Here is a 21,298-nt window from a genome sequence, read left to right as displayed (position 1 = left end):
CGGCTCAGGCCTTCGGGTTCACCGCGGAGGTGGTGACCGAGCCGGCCTCGACGCCCCACTGGGAGAGGGCCGTCTTGTACGAGCCGTCGGCGATCACCGCGTTGACCGCCTCGGAGATCACGTTGGCGAACTCGGTCTTGTCCTTGCCGACCGCGTAGCCGTAGGGCGCCGAGTCGTAGATGTCGCCGAGCAGGGCCAGCTGACCGTTGGTCTGCTTCACCGCGTACGCCACGATCGGCGAGTCGGCGAGCATGGCCTCGTCCTTGCCGGTCACCACGGCGTTGGTGGCGTCCGACTGGGCCTGGTACTGGTCGATGGTGATCGCCGGCTTGCCGGCGTCGGTGCACTTCTTCGACCGGGCGGTCAGGTCGTCGACCTGCACCGTGGCGGTCTGCACCGCGATCTTCTTGCCGCAGGCGTCGTCCGGGTTGACGGTGGCGCCGGCCTTGGCCGCCCACTGGGTGCCGGCCGAGAAGTAGGAGACCATGTTGACCTCCTTCATCCGCTCCTCGTTGATCGTGAACGAGGAGACGCCGACGTCGTACTTCCCGCTGGTCACGCCAGGGATGATGCTGTCGAAGGTGGCGGTCTGCCACTCCGTCTTCAGACCGAGCTTGCCGGCGACCGCGTTGAACAGGTCGACGTCGAACCCGATGATCGTCTTGCCGTCGGCGTCGAGGAACTCGTTCGGCGCGTACGTCGAGTCACTGCCGATCACCAGGGTGCCCTTGGCCTTGATGTCGGCCGGGACCTTGTCGGCGAGCGACGTGTCGGCGGAGGTGGCCGGTGCCGGCGTGTCGGAGCCGGAACCCGACTCCTCGGCACAGGCGGACAGCGACACGGTCATCGCCGCCGCGACGGCCAGGCCGAGGATCGCCCGCCGGCCGGGGGTGGTGCGGAACATGGGGTACTCCTAGGGGTAAGCGAAGTCAGGCGACGCCGAGGTAGGCGTCCTTCACCGCGGGGTCGTGCAGCAGTTCCTGGCCGGAGCCTTCCTTGACGATCCGGCCGGTCTCCAGAACGTACGCGCGGTGGGCCCGGGAGAGGGCCTGCTGCGCGTTTTGTTCCACCAGCAGCACGGTCGTGCCCTGCTGGTTGATCTCGACGATGATGTCGAAGATCTGCTGGATCAGCATCGGGGCGAGACCCATCGACGGCTCGTCGAGCAGGAGCAGCTTCGGCCGGCTCATCAGCGCGCGGCCGACCGCGAGCATCTGCTGCTCACCGCCGGACAGCGTGCCGCCGACCTGCTTCTCCCGCTCCTTGAGCCGGGGGAAGAGGGTGAACGCCCGCTCCATGTCCTGGTTGATCTCCGAGCGGTTCTTCCGGGTGTACGCCCCCATCTCGAGGTTCTCCCGGACCGTCATGCCGGGGAAGACACCCCGGCCCTCGGGCGACTGGGAGACACCGCGGATCACCCGCAGATCGGCGCGCATCTTCGTGATGTCCTGGCCGTCGAAGCGGACGGTGCCCTTCGCGACCGGGCGCAGACCGGAGATCGCCTTCATGGTGGTCGTCTTGCCGGCGCCGTTGGCGCCGATCAGCGCCACGATCTCGCCCTCGGCCACGTTCAGGCTGATCCCGTGCAGGGCCTGGATCCGCCCGTAGAGCAGGGTGATGTCGCTCAGCTCAAGCAGCATCGGTGGGCACCCCCAGATAAGCGGCGATGACCGCCGGGTTGTCGCGCACCTCGGCGGGCGTGCCCTCCGCGATCTTCTTGCCGAACTCCAGCACCACGATCCGGTCGGTCACCCCCATCACGAGACGCATGTCGTGCTCGATCAGCAGGACCGTCACGCCCGTGTCGCGGATCCTCTTGATCAGGTTGAGGAGATCGACCTTCTCCGCCGGGTTGAAGCCGGCGGCCGGCTCGTCCAGGCAGAGCAGGGTCGGGTTCGTGGCCAGGGCCCGGGCGATCTCCAGACGGCGCTGTTCACCGTACGAGAGGTTCCGGCTGACCTCGCCGGCCCGGTGCTCGATGCCGACGAACCGGAGCAGCTCGAGCGAGCGGGCCCGGCCGGACCGCTCCTCGCGCCAGTGCCGCGGCAGCCGGAACAGCGCGCTGATCACGCTGGTCTTGTGGTGGGCGTCCGCACCCACCATCACGTTCTCCAGCGCGGTCATCTCCGGGAAGAGACGCACGTTCTGGAACGTACGCGCGATGCCGGACGTGGTGATCTGGTGCCGCTTCTTGCCGACGATCGACTGGCCCTGGAAGCGGATCCCGCCCCTGGTCGGCCGGTACACACCGGTGATGGCGTTGAAGCAGGTGGTCTTGCCGGCGCCGTTCGGCCCGATCAGACCGAAGATCTCGCCCTTGCGCAGCGTGAAGCTGACGCCGTTGAGCGCGATCACGCCGCCGAACTGCAGCGTCACGTCGTCGACCTCGAGCAGGGCGTCCGGGTCGGCCGGATGAGTGGGCTTCCACTCCTCCTTGCTCTCCGGACCGGTCGGAATCGGCAGGTCGGACCGGCGAGCGTTGGCCGCGTCCAACTCCTCCGGAGTCTCGATATGCGGCTCGCTCATTGCGGCGCCACCTCCTTCTCCCGGTCCTTCAGCTCCATCGCCCGCCGCTTGCTCGGTATCAGACCCTGCGGCCGCAGCACCATGATCAGAATGATGGCGAAGCCGAAGAGCGCGAACCGGTACTCGTACAGGTCGACGCCGTTCACCTCGATGCCGCGCAGCCGGTCCGGGATGTAGGAGATCAGGGCGCCGCCGAGGATCGCGCCGGCGATGTTGCCGGAACCACCCATGACCACACCCGCCAGCACCAGGATCGAGAACTGCAGCTGGAACGTCGCCGAGTTGATGAAGTTCTGGTTGCCGGCCCAGATCGTGCCACCCAGCGCACCGATGAAGGCGCCGATCGCGAACGCCCACAGCTTGTACTTGAAGGTGCGCACGCCCATGATCTCGGCGGCTTCCTCGTCCTCCCGGATCGCCAGCCAGGACCGGCCGACCCGGCTGCGGTCCAGGTTCCGCACACCCAGGATAACCAGGATGATCACGGTGAGACCGAGCCAGAAGTACGGCGTGGCGTCGGCCACACCGAAGATCGGCTTGCCGTCGGTGCCCTGGCCGGGCGGGTGCGGGATGCTGCTGAAGCCGCGCTCGCCCCGGAGGAAGTCGGTGCTCGTCGCCACGATCCGGATGATCTCGGCGAAGCCGAGCGTCACGATCGCCAGATAGTCACCGCGTAGTCGCAGCGTCGGCCAGCCCAGCACCACGCCCGCGACCATGGTGATGGCCAGCGCGATCGGGATCGAGTACAGCCACGCCCACTCGGTCTTCAGGACGCTGTCCGGAGAGGTCAGCAGCGCCGTGCAGTACGCACCGACGGCGAAGAAGCCGACGTATCCGAGGTCGAGCAGACCGGCGTAGCCGACCACCACGTTCAGGCCGAGAGCCAGCAGAACGTAGTACGACATGTTGAACAGCGCGCTGGACCAGTCGATGCCCTGCGTGACGATCTGCGGGCCGATCAGCGGGATGGATCCGACGTAGGGCAGCATGTACGCGCCCACGGCGACCAGCACCATGACGGCGATCCGGACGCCCACGGGCTGCCGGCCGAACAGGCCCCGCACCGCGCGGCCGTTCGTCTTCTCCTTGGCCGTGCTCATGCTCGTGCCCTCCCCAGCGACTCACCCAACAGGCCGGTCGGGCGGAACAGCAGGATCAGCACCAGGATGATGAACGACGCCGCCTTCAGCCACTCCGAGCCGAGCAGGCTCGCCGCGTAGACCTGCACCAGACCGAGCAGCAGGCCACCCAGCAGCGCACCGCGAAGGTTACCGATACCACCGAGGACGGCGGCCGTGAACGCATCGATGCCGAGGTGGAAGCCTACGTCGAACCGGGTGATACCGATCTTCAGGTCGAACATGATCGCGGCGATACCCGCCATCATGCCGCCGAGAAGGAAGACCAGCAGGATCACCCGGGACTTGTTGACGCCCATCAGGGCCGCGGCATCCGGGTTCTGCGCCACCGCACGGATACCCCGGCCGAGCCGGGACCGGTTGATGAACTGGTCCAGGACGAACATCATCACCAGCGCGGTGACGATGATCAGGATCTGCAGGTTGGTGATGTGCATGTTGCCGATGACCAGCACGTCCCTCGGCTGGATCAGGGGCGGCACACCCTTCTGCGCACGATGGGTGAGAACGCCGACGACCTCGGAGATGAACAGCGAGGCGCCGATCGCGGTGATCAGGAAGGCCAGCGGCGGCGCGTTACGCCGGCGCAGCGGCCGGTACGCCACCAGCTCCACACCGATCGCCGTGACGCCGGAGATCAGGATCGCGGCCACCACGCCGATCAGCAGGTAGCCGATCACGGCTCCGACGCCGGGCGTCGGCGAGTTCTGGTCGAGGCCGAAGAAGCCCCAGACGATCAGACATGCGTACGTGCCGACGAGGAAGACCTCGGAGTGGGCGAAGTTGATCAGCCGAAGAACGCCGTAGACGAGGGTGTAGCCCAAGGCGAACAGGGCGATGATTGCACCCTGCGTAAGGCCGGCGATCGTCAGCGGCCCGAAATCTTGAATCAGACCGGAAAAATTCACAAGAGGGCTCCAAAACGACGAGGTCGGTGTGGCCGGAGATCATCCGGCCACACCGGCCCTTCAAAGAGTTACCGCCGAACGGTCAGGAAACCTTGATCTCCACGTCCGCCTTGTCCACGCCCGCGTCGTCGAACTTGAACGCCCACACCTTGATCAGAGTGGGGTCGAGCTCACCCGTGGCGGTCCACTTGTACGTGTTGGCGATACCCTTGTAGTTGACGGTCGAGAGGTACTCGTTGAGCTTCTCAGTCGTCGTGTTGCCCGCCTCGATGCCCTGCAGGAAGACGTTCGCCGCGTCGTAGGCGACGTCGGAGTAGGTACCCGCCGGGACGCCCCACTTGGTCTTGAACGCGTTGTTGAACTCCTCGCCCGCGGCCTCGGCCGGCGAGCAGGGGCAGGTCACCACGGTGCCGGCGGCAGCGGCGTTACCGGCCGCCTTGGCCAGACCCGGGTCCTTCATGCCGTCGCCGCCCAGCAGGGTGCCCTTCCACCCGGCGGTGGTCAGCTGCTTGCGGATCAGACCCGCGTTGGCGTAGTAGCCGCCGTAGAACAGGGCGGTCGCGCCGCTGGACACGACCTTCTGCACCAGGGCGGAGAAGTCGGTCTGCTTGCCGTCACCCTCGGTCTTGTCACTGGCCACCACCGTGGCGCCCAGCTTCTGCTTGACGACGTCGGCGAGACCGGCGCCGTAGGCGGACTGGTCGTCGGCGACGAAGACCTTCTCGGCCTTCAGGGTGTCCTTGATGTACGCGGCCGCGGCCGGGCCCTGCGCGTCATCGTTCGCCACTGCGCGGTGGAAGGTCTTCCACCCCTTCGTAGACAGCGAGACGCGGGTCGCCGACGGGGAAATCGTCGGGATACCGGCCTCTTCGAAGATCGGGTCGGCCGCCTCGGACTCACCCGAGAACGCCGGGCCGACGATGCCGATGATCTTCTTGTCCGCCACCAGGCTACGGGCCACACCCGGAGCCACCTCGGCTGCGCCCTGCGAGTCGAACTTGACGACCTCGATACAGGTCGACCCCTTCTTCTCGTTGAACTGGGTGATCGCGAGCTCGAAGCCCTGCGAGATGTTGACACCCAGGTTGGCCGCCGGGCCAGTGAGCGCGCCGAAGAACGCAAGCTTGTAGCCGCAGTTCGAACCCGTCGCCGTATCGCTGCTCGTATCCTTATTACAAGCTGCCGAACCGGCCAGCAGCCCGATGATGGCCACTCCGCCGATCGCTCGTGCGAGAACCTGCCTCAAGGTTGGAACCCTCCTCCATACCGAACCCACCGAGCCACGAGGCGCTGATTGGCACTTGCGTACCGGCATCAGGCGCCCTCAGCCCGTCATGGGGCCGGACGCTATCCCAGGAGAGTCACAGGTAGGTAGAGTTCAAACGGGCTTTCACCGAACCGTTACGTGCCGTGACCGGACGCGCGGGAAGAGTGTTACAAGCCATCGACTGTCAAGGTCGACTCAGACCTGCGCGGGCCCCGGCTCCTGCCCCTCGGCGAGGATGCGATCCGCGACCTCACGCATCGTCATCCGGTGGTCCATCGCGGTGCGCTGGATCCACTTGAAGGCCTGCGGTTCAGTCATCGAGTACTTCGTCATCAGCTCGCCCTTGGCGCGCTCCACCGACTTGCGGGTCTCCAGGCGGTCGGTCAGCCCGGCCACCTCGGACTCCAGAGCGGCGATCTCCGAATACCTCGAGAGGGCGATCTCGATGGCCGGCACCAGGTCGGACTTCTGGAACGGCTTCACCAGGTACGCCATCGCGCCGGCCGCGCGGGCCCGCTCGACGAGATCACGCTGGCTGAACGCGGTCAGGATCACCACCGGCGCGATCCGGCCGCCGGCGATCCGCTCCGCGGCCGCCAGACCATCCATGATCGGCATCTTGATGTCCAGGATCACCAGGTCCGGCTTCAGGTCCTCGGCCAGGCGCACGGCGGTCTCGCCGTCGCCCGCCTCCCCGACGACGTCGTAGCCCTCCTCGACGAGCATCTCGGCGAGGTCCAGCCGGATCAGGGCCTCGTCCTCGGCGATGAGCACCCGCTTGCGCTCGGCACCAGCCTGCGTGTCGGCCACGGAAACCCCTACCCCCAGAACGTCGATGTCGCGACACCCCGGTATGTGGGTACCGCCTCCCTAAGCCTAGTGGGTAGGCTGTCGAGGACTCATCCTGGCAGGACCAACTCCGGCTCGCTGTTCCGGCAAACACAGCCCGGTTCGATATGCAGCGGCCAGGCATGCCAAGATGAGTGCGTCGGCCCCTGTATTCCAACCGGCAGAGAAGATGGTCTCAAACACCATACAGTGTGGGTTCGAATCCCACCGGGGGCACCACTGAAAACAATCCATTCGACAGTCATCAGTCGATTGATCTTGTGAATCCGCAGGTTTCGCCGCGCTCGAACCAGCCGCTGCACAGCCACGCCGGCCCGCGTCACCGCGCCGGGCGAAATAGATTCGGCGACGCTTTCCATTTCATTGTGGCGGCCGGCGCGTTACGGCCGTGACAACGAATTCCACCGGCGATTACGGCGACGATTCCGGGAAGCGAATAGCGGCCGCTGACCGCGGAATGTGATCTTGGCCAATCTCGGCGAACCCCGGGCCGGGACCTGCCCCGGATGCTGTCATGGCAGGGACAGCTGCTGCGGGAGGCGTCATGTTGTGGTCCGGTTCTTCGCCCTTGACCGTTGCACGCGGGAGCATGTGGGGCTTCCTGATGTTCGCGGGGGCGGCCTGGCTGGTGATCGCCTGGGTGGTGATGCGGCTGGAACCCACCGACGTCGCGAGCGTGGCCGGACCGATCATCCTGTTCGGCGCCGTCTGCGAGCTGCTGCGCACCCTCGCCGGAACCCGGACGTGGTGGCTGAACGCGATCCTGACCGCGCTGTTCACGGCTACCGGCGTGGTGATGCTGACCGCCCCGGACTCCACGTTCGCCACCCCGGCCTCGCTGATCGGCTGGTATCTGATGGTGCGCGGCGCGGTGGACGTCGCGGTCGGGATCATGACCCGTGGCTCGGACCGGGTGTGGAGCCTGCTGGTGACGATCGGGGTGCTCGAGACCGGACTCGGCTTCTTCTCGGCCAGCCCGTTCTCGCGTACCGGGGATCTGCTTCTGGTGACGCTCGGTGCGCTCGGCGCGCTGCGGGCGGTGGCCGACCTGGTGACCGCGCTGCGGCTGCGGGAGATCGCCGCGAAGGGTAGGGACGTGCTCGAGCTGCCGCCGGAGCGCGCGGCGGGCGTGGCCGGGTACTCGGCAGGCCTGACCGACTTCGAGGGCGCACCGGCACGCTCGCGGGCCCGGCACCGCGCCCGCAGCGGCGGCCCGACCGTGATCGCCGGTGAGGCCACACCCACCAGCCCGGCCACCATCACCGGGGAGACGACCGGCGACTCGTTCCACGAGCAGGTGGTACGCACGACGGCGGACCTGGACAACATGCTGGCACAGGCCGGCATCGGCGGGCCCCGGGTGAGCACCACGGTGCCGAAGGACCTGCCGCCGGTGCCGGACACCCCGGAAGGCGTCGAAGGCCTGCCCGCAGGGCGGCCCGGTGACACGGACCGGCCCGCGGGAACCCGGTGAGCAAGCCTGTCCCCGGCCCCGCCGGTGGTGGATCCGAATCGGTCAGTCGCCGGGCCGGGATCCACTCCCGGCGGGGTGCACCGCGGATCAGCCGCCGATGCGGCGCAGCAGACCCTCCTGGACGGCGCTGGCGATGTGCCGGCCGTCCCGGGTGAACATCCGCCCGCTGGCGAGGCCGCGGGAGCCGCTGGCCGACGGGCTGACGCTGTCGTAGAGGAACCACTCGTCGGCCCGGAACGGGCGGTGCAGCCAGAGCGCGTGGTCGAGGCTCGCGCCGATCACGCCGCCCGGGCCCCAGACCTCGCCGTGCGTGGAGAGGACCGCGTCGAGCAGGGAGAGGTCGGAGGCGTACGTCAGGGCGCAGGCGTGCAGCAGCGGATCGTCCGGCAGCTTGCCGTCGAAACGCATCCAGACCCGCTGCTGCGGCTGGACGCCACGGTCGCCGGGCGGGACCCAGCCGGGTACGCCCACGTAGCGCACGTCGACCGCCTGCGGCGCCGCCTTGAACAGCGCCATCCGGTCCGGGTACTTCTCCACCCAGTCCAGCATGGTGGGGACGTCCTCGGGCGCCGGCACGTCCTCGGGCGCCGGCGTGTGGTGGTCCAGCCCTTCCTCGGGGACCTGGAACGACGCCGACATGAAGAAGATCGTCTTGCCGTGCTGTTTCGCGGTGGACCGGCGTACCGAGAAGGACCGTCCGTCGCGGATGTGCTCCGTGTGGAAGGTGATCGGCACGGTCGGGTCGCCCGGCCGCACGAAGTAGCCGTGCAGCGAGTGCACCAGGCGACTGGGATCGACGGTGCGGCCCGCGGCGACCAGCGCCTGCCCGGCGACCTGGCCGCCGAACACGCGCTGGGCACCCGTCTGCGGGCTGTCGCCCTCGAAGGTGGCCGCGTCGATCTGCCGGAGGTCCAGCAGTTCCAGAAGCTGATCGACGGCGGCCTGTCCCCGGAGGCGCAAGGTCACACCGTCGCCGGGTCGACGAGCGAGCCGAGCTGGTGCACCCGCAGCGTGTTGGTGGAACCGGGCGCGTTCGGCGGGGAACCGGCCACCACGACGACGTAGTCGCCGGGCTTGGCCAGGCCCAGACCCAGCATCTTCGCGTCGACCTGACGGAACATGTCGTCGGTGTGCTCGACGAAGTCGGTCAGGAAGGTCTCCACGCCCCAGCTCAGGGCCAGGGTGTTGCGGACCTCGCTGACCGGGGTGAACGCGTACAGCGGGAGGTCGCAGTGCAGCCGGGCGAGGCGGCGCACAGTGTCACCGGTCTGCGAGAACGCGACCAGCGCCTTGGCGCCGATGTTGCGGGCGATCTGCGAGGCGGCGACGGTGAGAGCGCCACCGTGCGTACGCGGATCGTGCTGCAGCCGCGCCACGCCGAGCCCACCGGCCTCGGTGGTGGTGACGATCTTCGCCATCGTGCTGACGGTGAGCACCGGGTACTTGCCGACGCTGGTCTCGCCGGAGAGCATCACCGCGTCGGTGCCGTCGAGCACCGCGTTGGCGACGTCCGAGGCCTCGGCGCGGGTGGGGCGCGAGTTCTCGATCATCGAGTCGAGCATCTGGGTCGCGACGATGACCGGCTTCGCGTTCTCCCGGCACAGCTGCACGGCCCGCTTCTGCACCAGCGGGACCTGGTCCAGCGGCAGCTCGACGCCCAGGTCACCACGGGCGACCATGACGCCGTCGAAGGCGAGCACGATGGCCTCGAGGTGCTCGACCGCCTCCGGCTTCTCCACCTTGGCGATGACCGGGACGCGCCGGCCCTCCTCGTCCATGATCTTGTGGACCAGGTTGATGTCCTCCGGCGCGCGGACGAACGACAGCGCGACCAGGTCGACGCCGAGACCCAGGGCGAAGCGCAGGTCCTCCTCGTCCTTGTCGCTCAGCGCGGGGACGCTCACCGCGACGTTCGGCAGGGAGACGCCCTTGTTGTTGCTGACCGGGCCGCCCTCGACGACCAGGCACTGGATGTCCTCGCCCTCGACGCCGGTGACCTCGACCGCGACCTTGCCGTCGTCGATGAGGAGACGGTCACCCGTCTTGACCTCGTGCGGCAGCTTCGTATAGGTGCAGGAGACGCGCTCCTTGGTGCCGAGGATGTCCTCGCTGGTGATGACGACCCGGTCGCCGGTCTCCCAGCGGTGCGGGCCGTCGGCGAACTTGCCGAGCCGGATCTTCGGGCCCTGCAGGTCGGCGAGGATGGCGACGGGGCGGTCAGCCTGCTCCGCGGCCGCACGGACCAGCTCGTACATCTCCCTGTGGTTCTCGCGGGTGTCGTGGCTGAAATTCATCCGGGCCACGTTCATGCCCGCCTCCACAAGGCCGAGCATGCGCTCGGGCGACTTGGTGGCGGGGCCCATCGTGCAGACGATTTTTGCGCGGCGTGTCACGGCCATCAGGCTAGTCCTTCTTCTGGGGCGGCCCGGCGGCCGACCCCCGTCCTCGGCATGAACTGCGGGTGTCGACGGCGAGGTCAACCCGCGAGTTCCACGGGGTGCGCTGCGTCGTCCGCGGGCTTCAGCGACCGCCGGTTCAGCTTATCGGTCGCCTCAGTGCGACCGACGGCACATACCGCAAGCCCGCGCTGAGGCTGCTCTGAGCAGCGGAAAGCCCACCACCCGAATCCGGGTGGCGGGCTTTCGGGCGGACCGAAGTCAGACGGACAGCGGCTGCTGGTCCGAGCGCACCGGGGCAGGCAGCTCACCGGCTGCGCCCAGGTACTGGTGGATCGAGGCCGCGGCGGCCCGGCCCTCGGCGATCGCCCAGACGATCAGCGAGGCGCCCTTGTGCATGTCGCCCGCGACGAACACGCCCTCGGCCTCGGTCTGCCACGACCGGTCGGCGTCGAGCACCCCCCGGCGGTTGCGGCTGATCCCGAACTGGGCCAGCAGCGGCTGGTCCTCGGTGCCCTCGAAACCGATCGCCAGCAGCACCAGGTCGGCGCGCAGCTCGCGCTCCGAGCCCGGAGTGACGGTGACCGTACGCACACCGTCGATCCGCTGCACCTGAACCTCGGCGATCCGGATCGCGGTGAGGTTGCCGTTCCCGTCGCCGACGAACTCCTGGACGGCGACGCCGAAGACCCGGTCGCCACCCTCCTCGTGCGCGGCGTAGTTGCGCAGGATGATCGGCCAGGTCGGCCACGGGTCCTTGACGCCGGTGCGGACGTCGGGCGGCAACGGGTACTGGTCGAGCTGGGTGACCGAGGCCGCGCCCTGACGGTGGGCCACACCGAGGCAGTCCGCGCCGGTGTCGCCGCCACCGATGATGATGACGTGCTTGCCCTTGGCGTCGATCGGCGTGGTGTCCTGCAGGCCGGCGACGATGCGGTTGGCCGGGACCAGGTGCTCCATGGCCAGGTGCACACCGTTGAGGTCCCGTCCGGGCGTCTCCGGAGTGTCCCGGCCGGCCAGCGCGCCCGCGGCGAGGAGCACCGCGTCGTACCGGTCACGCAGGTCGTCGGCGGTGACGTCGACGCCCACCTCGACCCCGGTCTGGAAGACGACGCCCTCGGCCGCCATCTGGACCAGGCGGGCGTCGATCACATCCTTCTCGATCTTGAAGTCGGGAATGCCGTACCGGAGAAGACCGCCGATCCGGTCGTCGCGCTCGTAGACCGTGACCGCGTGGCCGGCTCGCGCCAGCTGCTGGGCGGCCGCCAGGCCGGCCGGACCGGAACCGACCACCGCGACCGACTTGCCGGACGCCACCGGCGCCGGCTGCGGCACCAGGCCCCGCCCGAAGGCGTGGTTGGCGATCTCCACCTCGACCTGCTTGATGGTCACCGGGTCGTCGCCGATGCCCAGCACGCACGCCGCCTCGCAGGGCGCGGGGCAGAGCCGCCCGGTGAACTCCGGGAAGTTGTTGGTGGCGTGCAGCGACTCGGCGGCCGCGTCCCACGCCCCGGTACGCACCAGGTCGTTCCAGTCCGGGATGCGGTTGCCCAGCGGGCAGCCGTCGTGACAGAACGGGATGCCGCAGTCCATGCAGCGGGTCGCCTGGTCCCGGATGAGCTCCTCACCCGCGGGCGGGTAGACCTCTTTCCAGTCCCGGATGCGCACCGGCACCGGGCGGCGCTTCGGCAGCTGCCGTTCGTACCGGAGGAAACCGTTCGGATCAGGCACTGGTAACCCCCATAACCGCCTCGTCCACATTGCGACCGGCGGCTTCGGCGGTCCGGATCAGTTCCATCACGCGCTTGTAGTCGCGCGGCACCACGGCGGTGAACTGCTCCACCGCGGTGTTCCAGTCCTTGAGCAGCTTGCCGGCGACCGCGGAGTCGGTCTCGGCATGGTGCTTCTCGACCAGCGAGCGCAGCGTGTCGCGCTCGTCGTCGGTGAGCGGCGCCAGGTCCACCAGCTCCGGGTTGACCAGGGACTGATCGAGGTCGAGCACGAACGCCTTGCCGCCGCTCATGCCGGCCGCGAAGTTGCGCCCGGTCGGGCCGAGCACCACCACGACCCCGCCGGTCATGTACTCGCAGCCGTGGTCGCCGACACCCTCGACAACCGTCGACGCGCCGGAGTTGCGAACCGCGAAACGTTCACCGACACGTCCGCGCAGGAACACCTCGCCGCCGGTGGCGCCGTACAGGATGGTGTTGCCGGCGATGGTGTTCTCCTCGGCGGTGAACGGCGCGTCCTCGGCGGGACGCACGATCACCCGGCCACCGGAGAGGCCCTTCGCGACGTAGTCGTTGGTGTCGCCGATCAACCGCAGGGTCACGCCGCGCGGCAGGAACGCGCCGAACGACTGGCCACCGGTGCCCCGCAGGGTGAACGCGATGGTGTCGTCGGGCAGGCCGTTGCCGCCGTACCGCCGGCTGACCTCGCCGCCCAGCATCGCGCCGACGCTGCGCTGGTCGTTGCGGGTGGGCAGCTCGGCGCGGACCGGGGTGCCCTCGGACAGCGCCGGCTGGGCCAGTGCGATCAGCTCGTTGTCCAGGGCCAGCTCCAGGCCGTGGTCCTGGGCGACGATGCCGCGCCGGGACGCGCCCTCGGGCAGTTCCGGCACGTAGAGCACCGGGCCCAGGTCCAGACCCTTGGCCTTCCAGTGGTCCACCGCGGGGGCCACGTTGAGCACCTCGGCGTGACCGATCGCCTCGTCGATGCTGCGGAAGCCGAGCTCGGCGAGCAGCTCACGGACCTCCTCGGCGAGGAACATGAAGAAGTTCTCCACGAACTCCGGCTTGCCGGTGTAGCGCTCGCGCAGCACCGGGTTCTGCGTGGCGATGCCGACCGGACAGGTGTCCAGGTGACAGACCCGCATCATGATGCAGCCGGAGACGATCAGCGGCGCGGTCGCGAAGCCGAACTCCTCGGCGCCCAGCAGGGCAGCGATGACGACGTCACGGCCGGTCTTGAGCTGACCGTCGACCTGCACGGTGACCCGGTCCCGCAGCTTGTTCAGCAGCAGCGTCTGCTGCGCCTCGGCCAGGCCGAGCTCCCACGGGGTGCCGGCGTGCTTCAGCGAGTTCAGCGGCGACGCGCCGGTGCCACCGTCGTGACCGGAGATCAGAATCACGTCGGCCTTCAGCTTGGCCACGCCGGCAGCGACGGTTCCGACACCGATCTCAGAAACCAGCTTCACGTGTACGCGCGAAGCGGGATTGACCATCTTGAGGTCGTGAACCAGCTGGGCCAGGTCCTCGATGGAGTAGATGTCGTGGTGCGGCGGCGGCGAGATGAGCCCGACGCCCGGGGTGGCGTGCCGGGTCTTGGCGATCCACGGCCACACCTTGTTACCGGGCAGCTGACCACCCTCGCCGGGCTTCGCACCCTGCGCCATCTTGATCTGCAGGTCGTCCGCGTTGACGAGGTATTCACTGGTCACGCCGAACCGGCCGGACGCGATCTGCTTGATCGCGGAGCGCCGCTGCGGATCGTAGAGCCGCTCGACGTCCTCGCCGCCCTCACCGGTGTTGGACTTGGCGCCCAGCCGGTTCATGGCGATGGCCAGGGTCTCGTGCGACTCGGCGGAGATCGAGCCGTAGCTCATCGCGCCGGTGGAGAACCGCTTGACGATCTCACTGGCCGGCTCGACCTCGTCGATCGGGACGGGCGTCCGGTTCGCGGCGAACGTGAAGAGACCCCGCAGGTGCCCCGCCTCCGCGGCCAGACCGTCCACTTTCTCGGTGTACTTACGGAAGACGTCGTACTGCTTGGAGCGCGTGGCGTGCTGCAGCAGGAAGACCGTCTCCGGGTTGAACAGGTGGACCTCGCCCTCGCGGCGCCACTGGTACTCGCCGCCGACCTCGAGGCGGCGGTGCGTCCGCTCGGCCTGGTTCGCCGGGTACGCCTTCGCGTGCCGCGCCTTGACCTCGGCGTGGATCCCGTCCAGACCCACCCCGCCGATCCGGCCGGAGGTGCCGACGAAGTACCGCTGGAGCAGCTTGCTGTTCAGGCCGACGGCCTCGAACACCTGCGCCCCGCAGTACGACGACACGGTCGAGATGCCCATCTTGGACATGATCTTCAGGACGCCCTTGCCGAGCGCCTTGACGTAGTTGCGGACCGCCTTGCTCGGGTCCAGCCCGGCCAGCGCGCCGGTGGCGATCAGGTCGTCCACGCTCTCGAACGCCAGGTACGGGTTCACCGCGGCCGCGCCGTAGCCGATCAGCACCGCGGCGTGGTGCACCTCGCGGCAGTCACCGGACTCGACGACCAGCGCCACCTGGGTACGCGTCTGCTCGCGGACCAGGTGCTGGTGCACCGCGGCGGTGAGCAGCAGCGACGGGATCGGCGCCAGGTCCGCGTTGGAGTCGCGGTCGGACAGCACGAGGATGCGTACGCCGTCCTCGATGGCCTCCGACACGTGCCGGCAGATCTGGGTGAGCCGCGCCTTGATGCCGGCCGCGCCGTCCCGCAACGGGTACAGCCCGGAGACCCGGACCGCCTTGAAACCGGGCAGGTCACCGTCCTCGTCGATCGACAGGATCTTGGCCAGCTCGTCGTTGTCGATGATCGGGTACGGCAACGCGATCTGCCGGCAGCTCGCCGGACCCGGGTTCAGCAGGTTGCCCTCCGGCCCGATGGTCCCCGCCAGGCTGGTGACCAGCTCCTCCCGGATCGCGTCCAGCGGCGGGTTGGTGACCTGCGCGAACAGCTGGTGGAAGTAGTCGAACAGCAGCCGCGGCCGGGTGGAGAGCGGCGAGATCGGGGTGTCCGTGCCCATCGAGCCGAGCGGCTCGGCACCGGTCCGCGCCATCGGCGCCACCAGGATCTTCAGCTCCTCCTCGGTGTAGCCGAAGACCTGCTGACGGCGGGTGACCGAGTCGTGCGTGTAGATCACGTGCTCGCGGGCGGGCAGGTCCTTCAGCTCGATGATCCCGGCGTGCAGCCAGTCCGCGTACGGCTCGGCGGCGGCCAGCTCGGCCTTGATCTCGGCGTCGTGGACGATGCGGCCGGCCTCGGTGTCGACGAGGAACATCTTGCCGGGCTGCAGACGGCCCTTGGCCACCACCGTGGCCGGGTCGAGGTCGATGACGCCGGCCTCGGAGCCGAGCACCACCAGGCCGTCGGCGGTGTGCCACCAGCGGCCGGGGCGCAGGCCGTTGCGGTCCAGCACCGCGCCGATGACCGTGCCGTCGGTGAACGCCACCGCGGCCGGGCCGTCCCACGGCTCCATCAGGCTGGCGTGGAAGCGGTAGAACGCGCGCCGCTTCGGCTCCATCTCCGGGTCGTTCTCCCAGGCCTCCGGGATCATCATCAGCACCGCGTGCGGCAGGCTGCGACCGGCCAGGTGGAGCAGCTCGAGCACCTCGTCGAAGCTCGCCGAGTCGGACGCTTCCGGCGAGTTGATCGGGAAGAGCCGCTTGATGTTGCCCGGGAGGTTCGGCGACGACAGCAACGCCTCGCGGGCGGCCATCCAGTTCTTGTTGCCGCGGATCGTGTTGATCTCACCGTTGTGGGCGATCAACCGGTACGGGTGCGCCAGCGGCCACGACGGGAACGTGTTGGTGGAGAACCGGGAGTGCACCAGGGCGATCGCGCTGGAGACCCGCTCGTCGGTCAGATCCGGGAAGAACGCCGGCAGCTGCTCCGGGGTGAGCATGCCCTTGTACGTGATGGTCCGCGAGGACAGCGACGGGAAATACGCCGCGACGCCGCGCTGCGAGGTCTCCCGCTCGGCCTGCTTGCGGATGCAGAACGCCACCCGGTCCAGCTCGATGCCGGACAGCTGCTCACCGGCCGGGCCGGCGGGCGAGTCGGTGAGCCGGTGCGCGGCCAGGAAGACCTGCCGGATGGTGGGGCGCGCGTCCTCGGCGCTGGCGCCCAGGTCGTCCGGGTCCACCGGGACGTCCCGCCAGCCGAGCACCTCGCCGCCCTCGACGAGCACGTACTTCTCGAAGACCTTGATCGCCCGGGCCGCATCGTCGGGGTCCGTGGGCAGGAAGGCCAGACCGGCGGCGTAGCTCCCGGCGGGCGGCAGGTCGAAACCGGTCACCGCGCGGTAGAACTCGTCCGGAACCTGGATCATGATGCCGGCGCCGTCACCGGTGTTCTGCTCAGCGCCGCGCGCGCCCCGGTGGTCCAGGCGAATAAGCGCGGAAAGGCCTTTGGCAACCACGTCGTGGGAGCGACGGCCGTGAATGTCGGCAACAAAGGCCACACCACAGGCGTCACGCTCGTACGCCGGGTCGTACATCCCCTGAGGGTGCGGATATGCCACCGGGCCTCCTGTCGTCTCTGGTGTTTCGTTTCGAGGTCGGGACGACGTCGGCCCTGCAAAGTCTCTTGAGTCTACGTTAAGAGACACTGATCTCCGCCAGATGCGGATTGATCACACCTCGCACCGATCTGCGGAGGAACTGAATAGCACAGCCGGTCCGCCGACCGGTAGTCTCGCGCGATGGCGCCAGTGGATTCCGGCCTCTTCGACCGACTCGAGCGGTTCTACGACGCTTTGCCTCGCCCCTGGGCGCGGATCGAGGAGATCGGCTCGTTGATTCTCTTCATACGCCAGGGAGAGGGCTGGCCCTACTATGCACGGCCGAGGCTCGGTTCGCACACCCCTTCCGCCGCGGACATCACCGCGACCCGGCAACGCCAGCGGGAACTGGGATTGCCCGAGGCGTTCGAGTGGGTCCACGAGACCACGCCCGACCTGCTGGCGATCGCCCGGTCCGCCGGGTTGGACGTGCTGCTGGCACCCCTGTTGACGCTGGATCCCGCGGCGCTCGTACCCGATCTCCCGGTCCGCAACGGCCGGATCCGCTACCTGGACGCCGCGGCGCCCAGCTTCGCCGCCGACCTGCGTGCGGCCCGGGCCGTGGCCCGGCTCGGCTTCGGCGCCCCGGCGCATCGCGCGCCCCTGGAAGTCGCCGAGAAAACGCTGGTCATCGACGGTGCGGGCCCGGCCGAACGGGACGCCGCGGCGCCGCTCAGCGAGGAGGCGGTGCAGCAGGCCCGGGAGTTGTTCGACAGCGGTGACTACCTGACCGCGGTGGTCGAGTCACCGACCGACGGCATCGTGGCGACCGCAACCAGCCAGCGGGTGGGCGACGTGGCCGAGATCGTCGGGGTGGCCACGCTCCCGTCGGCGCGCTCGCGGGGGTATGCGTCGCAGCTCACGGCCACTCTGGCCGGGCGGCTGCTGGCCACCGGCGTGCACCTCGTCTTCCTCTCCGCCGGGGACGACGATGTGGCGCGGCTCTACACCAAGGTCGGCTTCCGCCGGGTGGGCACGGCCTGCATCGGCGAGCCGGCGGCGGCGCCGCTCTGAGACCCGCAAACCCGCAGTCTGCCGCGGCCTCCGCGATTCCCTCACAGTTCCCAAGATTTGGTACGCCGTAAGCACCCGACTGCCTTCTGCTCCTTACCGATCCCGCGCGTCCCGCAGCCCGCCGCTGCTCCCCGCCCATAACAAACGACTGTGTCGAACGGGTGAATCGCCGTGTGAGACCTCCCCGCACAACCTGATCTTGCAAACCCCGCCCCTCGCAGACCCGGAAACAGCGCCCACGGTCAGCCCGAAACCTGCGGCTGACACCCACCGTCGCTTCCCGACCCCGGAAACAGCGCCCACGGTCAGCCCGACGGTTGCGGCTGACGCCCAGCGTCGCTTCCCGGCCCCGGAAACAGCGCCCACGGTCAGCCCGACGGTTGCGGCTGACGCCCAGCGTCGCTTCCCGGCCCCGGAAACAGCGCCCACGGTCAGCCCGACGGTTGCGGCTGACACCCAGCGTCGCCTCCCGACCCCGGAAACAGCGCCCACGGTCAGCCCGACGGTTGCGGCTGACACCCAGCGTCGCCTCCCGACCCCGGAAACAGCGCCCACGGTCAGCCCGACGGTTGCGGCTGACACCCAGCGTCGCCTCCCGGCCCCGGAAACAGCGCCCACGGTCAGCCCGACGGTTGCGGCTGACGCCCAGCGTCGCCTCCCGGCCCCGGAAACAGCGCCCACGGTCAGCCCGAAACCTGCGGCTGACACCCACCGTCGCTTCCCGACCCCGGAAACAGCGCCCACGGTCAGCCCGACGGTTGCGGCTGACGCCCAGCGTCGCTTCCCGGCCCGGAAACAGCCCCCACGGTCAGCCCGAGGGTTGCGGCTGACGCCCAGCGTCGCCTCCCGGCCCCGGAAGCAGCGCTCGCGGTCAGCCCGAGGGTTGCGGCTGACGCCCAGCGTTGCTTCGTGGGCTCGGAAGGAGCGTTCGGGGTCAGCTGGGGGCGTGCTTAAGCCCGGCGGGCGCGGTGGGGCCTTGCGTTGCAGGTGGCCGCGTGGAACCGGCGGGACGGTCAGGATTTCGGGGGCGGGGCATACCCGTACTGAAAAGGGGTTAGTCGGGTTGGGTCCAGTCGGGGACCGGGTCCAGGGCGCGGCCCAGGATGCGCGGGCGCATGTGGTTGAGTGCGGCGTCGCGGGCGCGTAGCGCGAGCCGGCCGCGGGCCTGGACCACGGCGGACATCCGGCGGTTCTGCCGGACCACGCTGGTGGTCCGCGGGCGCCGCATCCGGCTGTAGGCCTGCACGGCCGCGCGCAGATCCCGGCCGGGCGCCGCGTCGGCCATCAGGGTGCACAGCGTGGCCGCGTCCTCGAACGCCAGGCACGCGCCCTGGCCCAGATGGTGCGGCATGGCGTGGGCGGCGTCGCCGAGCAGCACGACGCCGCCGGGACCGGACTCGAAACCGTAGGCGCGGGGCAGCGGGCGCAGCTCGCGGACGCCCTGCGGGACCAGTTCCTCGGGGCGGGTGGCCTCGAGGAGTTCGCCGACCGGCTCGGGCCAGCCGGCGAACCAGCGCCGCAGCAGCGCGAGTTGGGTGGCGGGTGGCTCGGGGCGGGTCGCGCCGGCGGCGGTGGCGACCCAGTAGACGCCGCCCCGGCCGGCGGCGCGGGAGCCGAGCGGGATCGCGACGAAGCGGTAGCCAGCGCCGAGTATCTCGCCGCCGGGACAGCGGTCGTCGGAGAGGCGGGGCACCCGGTAGCCGGGGATGACGGCCTGCCAGGCGGCGAAGCCGGAGCCGAGCGCCACCGACTCGGGCACCAGCGCGGCACGGACCCGGCTGTCGATGCCGTCCGCGCCGACCAGCAGATCCGCCTCCAGGGTTGAGTGGCCGTCGCTGACCGCGGGCCGCTGCCGGGGCCCGGTGTGGATCGTGGTGGCGTCGAAGCCGGTCCGGATCTCGACGTGCTCGCCGAGACCCGCGACCAGCGCGTCGTAGACGTCCTCCAGGTGGGCGGCCGCCGGTGCGGGCCCGGCGCCGGCGCGGGCGCGGGGCGCGACCAGCCACTGGCCGTCCGGGCGGCGCACCCCGCCGTCGGGCAGCGGCGACGCGATCGCCGACCAGCCGCCGTCCGGGTCGAGGGCCTGCAGGGCACGCAGGCCGTTCGGCCAGAGCACCACCGCGGTCGGCGGGCCGGACACCCGCTCGCCGCGTTCCAGAAGGGTGACCCGCCAGCCGGTACGCGACAGCGCGCCGGCGGCGGCCAGCCCGGCCATCCCCGCGCCCACCACCACGGCTGTGCGCATGCCGGGCCCGGGAATCAGTTCTCGTCTGCGGGCCGGGGTTTGCCGGCCTCGTCCGTCTCGGAGGCGCCCACCGACGCGGAAACCGAGTCGTTGCTGCCGGCTGGTGGCAGGATGCCGGTCTCCTGATACGCCCGGAAGCGTTCGTAGCTGACCACCTGGTACGCCGTCGGCATCTTGCGCTCGGCGTCGGCGTCCCCGGCGACGTCGACCTGCGAGACGTCGCTCTCGGTGGACGGCTCGGGAGCGGTCTCCGGCGCGTCGATCGGCACCACGTACTCCCGGGGGCCGCGGACCGCGACGAAGTAGATGGCCGCGCCGGCGAAGACGACGAACGCGACGAAGACGTTCAGCCGTACGCCGAAGAAGGTGTTGGCCTCGTCGACCCGCAGCATCTCGATCCAGGCGCGGCCCGCCGTGTAGGCCATGATGTAGAGCGCGAACGCCCGGCCCCGGCCGAACTTGAACTTGCGGTCCAGCAGCCAGACCAGGCCGGCGACCCCGAGGTTCCAGACCGCCTCGTAGAGGAAGGTCGGATGGTAGAGCTCCGGCTTGGTCACCGGCTCGCCGTCGATCACCGTGGCGTGGCCGGGGTTGGCGGAGTCCATCTCGTGCACCTCGAGCCCCCACGGCAGGGTGGTGACCTTGCCGTACAGCTCGTTGTTGAACCAGTTGCCGAACCGGCCGATCGCCTGGGCCACCGGCAGCGCCGGGGCGAGCGCGTCGGCGAAGACGCTGAGCGGCAGGCCCATCTGGCGCGCCGCGATCCAGGCGCCGAGCGCGCCGCCGGCCACCGCGCCCCAGATGCCGAGGCCGCCCTCCCAGATGTAGAGGGCGCGGATCGGGTCACCGCCGGCGCCGAAGTAGTCCTGCGGCGAAGTGATCACGTGGTAGATCCGGGCGCCGATGATGCCGAACGGCACCGCCCACACCACCATGTCGAGCGAGGCCCATTTCGCCACCCCCCGGTGGCGCAGGCGCTGCTCCATCAGAAGCGCGGCGGCGACCATGCCGAGGATGATGCAGAGCGCGTACGCCCGGATCGGCAACGGGCCGAGATGCCACACCGACGTGGTGGGACTGGGGATGGCGGCGATGTTCACGGGTGCACACGCTACCGCCGCCGGGCTCTGTGGTGACGCCCGGGCGGCGGGCAATTTTTCCGAT

15 protein-coding genes and 1 tRNA gene are annotated in these 21,298 nt (G+C 69.6%); 3 read left to right on the top strand and 13 right to left on the bottom strand.

Annotation, left to right across the window (positions count from 1 at the left end):
* Positions 1-4: 4 nt before the first annotated feature.
* The 7 genes from OHA21_RS48400 to OHA21_RS48370 form a co-directional block, all read right to left on the bottom strand.
* Positions 5-904 (bottom strand): ABC transporter substrate-binding protein, encoded by a 900-nt coding sequence (locus OHA21_RS48400; protein WP_328467218.1) that lies wholly within the window; start codon positions 902-904, stop codon positions 5-7.
* 25 nt (positions 905-929) lie between these two features.
* Positions 930-1,640, bottom strand: coding sequence for an ABC transporter ATP-binding protein (locus OHA21_RS48395; RefSeq protein WP_328467216.1), 711 nt, complete (start codon positions 1,638-1,640; stop codon positions 930-932).
* The gene (locus OHA21_RS48390; protein ID WP_328467214.1) at positions 1,630-2,526 is read right to left on the bottom strand and encodes an ABC transporter ATP-binding protein; all 897 of its coding nucleotides are present in this window, start codon (positions 2,524-2,526) and stop codon (positions 1,630-1,632) included. Before OHA21_RS48390 ends, OHA21_RS48395 begins: the two co-directional genes overlap by 11 nt.
* Positions 2,523-3,626 (bottom strand): branched-chain amino acid ABC transporter permease, encoded by a 1,104-nt coding sequence (locus OHA21_RS48385; protein WP_328467212.1) that lies wholly within the window; start codon positions 3,624-3,626, stop codon positions 2,523-2,525. The genes OHA21_RS48390 and OHA21_RS48385 overlap by 4 nt, the downstream gene beginning before the upstream one ends.
* The gene (locus OHA21_RS48380; RefSeq protein WP_328467210.1) at positions 3,623-4,573 is read right to left on the bottom strand and encodes a branched-chain amino acid ABC transporter permease; all 951 of its coding nucleotides are present in this window, start codon (positions 4,571-4,573) and stop codon (positions 3,623-3,625) included. Before OHA21_RS48380 ends, OHA21_RS48385 begins: the two co-directional genes overlap by 4 nt.
* A gap of 82 nt (positions 4,574-4,655) precedes the next feature.
* A complete protein-coding gene (locus tag OHA21_RS48375; RefSeq protein ID WP_328467208.1) occupies positions 4,656-5,819 on the bottom strand; it encodes a branched-chain amino acid ABC transporter substrate-binding protein in 1,164 nt (387 codons plus the stop codon).
* A 216-nt stretch (positions 5,820-6,035) separates the two neighbouring features.
* Positions 6,036-6,650 (bottom strand): ANTAR domain-containing response regulator, encoded by a 615-nt coding sequence (locus OHA21_RS48370; RefSeq protein ID WP_328467206.1) that lies wholly within the window; start codon positions 6,648-6,650, stop codon positions 6,036-6,038.
* 181 nt (positions 6,651-6,831) lie between these two features.
* Here OHA21_RS48370 and OHA21_RS48365 point away from each other — a divergent pair.
* Together OHA21_RS48365 and OHA21_RS48360 are read left to right on the top strand one after the other, a co-directional pair.
* Positions 6,832-6,908: transfer RNA gene (locus tag OHA21_RS48365), tRNA-Leu, on the top strand.
* A 349-nt stretch (positions 6,909-7,257) separates the two neighbouring features.
* Positions 7,258-8,163 carry a DUF308 domain-containing protein gene (locus OHA21_RS48360; protein WP_328467204.1) on the top strand — a complete coding sequence of 302 codons (906 nt, stop codon included), beginning with the start codon at positions 7,258-7,260 and terminating at the stop codon, positions 8,161-8,163.
* 87 nt (positions 8,164-8,250) lie between these two features.
* On the opposite strand, the gene OHA21_RS48355 is transcribed toward OHA21_RS48360, so the two are convergent.
* From OHA21_RS48355 to gltB, 4 genes are all read right to left on the bottom strand, one after another.
* The gene (locus OHA21_RS48355) at positions 8,251-9,129 is read right to left on the bottom strand and encodes an acyl-CoA thioesterase (protein WP_328467202.1); all 879 of its coding nucleotides are present in this window, start codon (positions 9,127-9,129) and stop codon (positions 8,251-8,253) included.
* On the bottom strand, positions 9,126-10,562 hold the full coding sequence (pyk, locus tag OHA21_RS48350) for a pyruvate kinase (protein ID WP_328467200.1): 1,437 nt from the start codon (positions 10,560-10,562) through the stop codon (positions 9,126-9,128). Before pyk ends, OHA21_RS48355 begins: the two co-directional genes overlap by 4 nt.
* 258 nt (positions 10,563-10,820) lie before the next feature.
* A complete protein-coding gene (locus tag OHA21_RS48345) occupies positions 10,821-12,290 on the bottom strand; it encodes a glutamate synthase subunit beta (RefSeq protein ID WP_328467198.1) in 1,470 nt (489 codons plus the stop codon).
* Positions 12,283-16,812: a glutamate synthase large subunit gene (gene gltB / locus OHA21_RS48340; protein WP_328479001.1), complete on the bottom strand. Its 4,530-nt coding sequence runs from the start codon at positions 16,810-16,812 to the stop codon at positions 12,283-12,285. The genes OHA21_RS48345 and gltB overlap by 8 nt, the downstream gene beginning before the upstream one ends.
* A gap of 204 nt (positions 16,813-17,016) precedes the next feature.
* On the opposite strand from gltB, the gene OHA21_RS48335 reads away from it, so the two are divergent.
* Positions 17,017-17,889 (top strand): GNAT family N-acetyltransferase, encoded by an 873-nt coding sequence (locus OHA21_RS48335; RefSeq protein ID WP_328467196.1) that lies wholly within the window; start codon positions 17,017-17,019, stop codon positions 17,887-17,889.
* A gap of 1,054 nt (positions 17,890-18,943) precedes the next feature.
* Here OHA21_RS48335 and OHA21_RS48330 read toward each other — a convergent pair.
* Together OHA21_RS48330 and lgt are read right to left on the bottom strand one after the other, a co-directional pair.
* Entirely contained in the window at positions 18,944-20,134 is a 1,191-nt protein-coding gene (locus OHA21_RS48330; protein WP_328467194.1) for an FAD-dependent oxidoreductase, read from the bottom strand.
* 14 nt (positions 20,135-20,148) lie between these two features.
* A complete protein-coding gene (gene lgt / locus OHA21_RS48325; protein ID WP_328467192.1) occupies positions 20,149-21,234 on the bottom strand; it encodes a prolipoprotein diacylglyceryl transferase in 1,086 nt (361 codons plus the stop codon).
* Positions 21,235-21,298: the final 64 nt, after the last annotated feature.

This window comes from Actinoplanes sp. NBC_00393 (assembly GCF_036053395.1).
In the GTDB taxonomy this organism is placed as follows: Bacteria; Actinomycetota; Actinomycetes; order Mycobacteriales; family Micromonosporaceae; genus Actinoplanes.
This window is presented reverse-complemented; position numbering and strand designations above follow the sequence as displayed.

Bases quoted from the DNA above. Each gene is read 5' to 3' on its own strand.
- OHA21_RS48400 (WP_328467218.1), bottom strand. From the start codon at position 904: ATGTTCCGCACCACCCCCGGCCGGCGGGCGATCCTCGGCCTGGCCGTC.
- OHA21_RS48395 (WP_328467216.1), bottom strand. From the start codon at position 1,640: ATGCTGCTTGAGCTGAGCGACATCACCCTGCTCTACGGGCGGATCCAG.
- OHA21_RS48390 (WP_328467214.1), bottom strand. From the start codon at position 2,526: ATGAGCGAGCCGCATATCGAGACTCCGGAGGAGTTGGACGCGGCCAAC.
- OHA21_RS48385 (WP_328467212.1), bottom strand. From the start codon at position 3,626: ATGAGCACGGCCAAGGAGAAGACGAACGGCCGCGCGGTGCGGGGCCTG.
- pyk (WP_328467200.1), bottom strand. From the start codon at position 10,562: ATGGCCGTGACACGCCGCGCAAAAATCGTCTGCACGATGGGCCCCGCC.
- gltB (WP_328479001.1), bottom strand. From the start codon at position 16,812: ATGTACGACCCGGCGTACGAGCGTGACGCCTGTGGTGTGGCCTTTGTT.
- OHA21_RS48335 (WP_328467196.1), top strand. From the start codon at position 17,017: ATGGCGCCAGTGGATTCCGGCCTCTTCGACCGACTCGAGCGGTTCTAC.
- OHA21_RS48330 (WP_328467194.1), bottom strand. From the start codon at position 20,134: ATGCGCACAGCCGTGGTGGTGGGCGCGGGGATGGCCGGGCTGGCCGCC.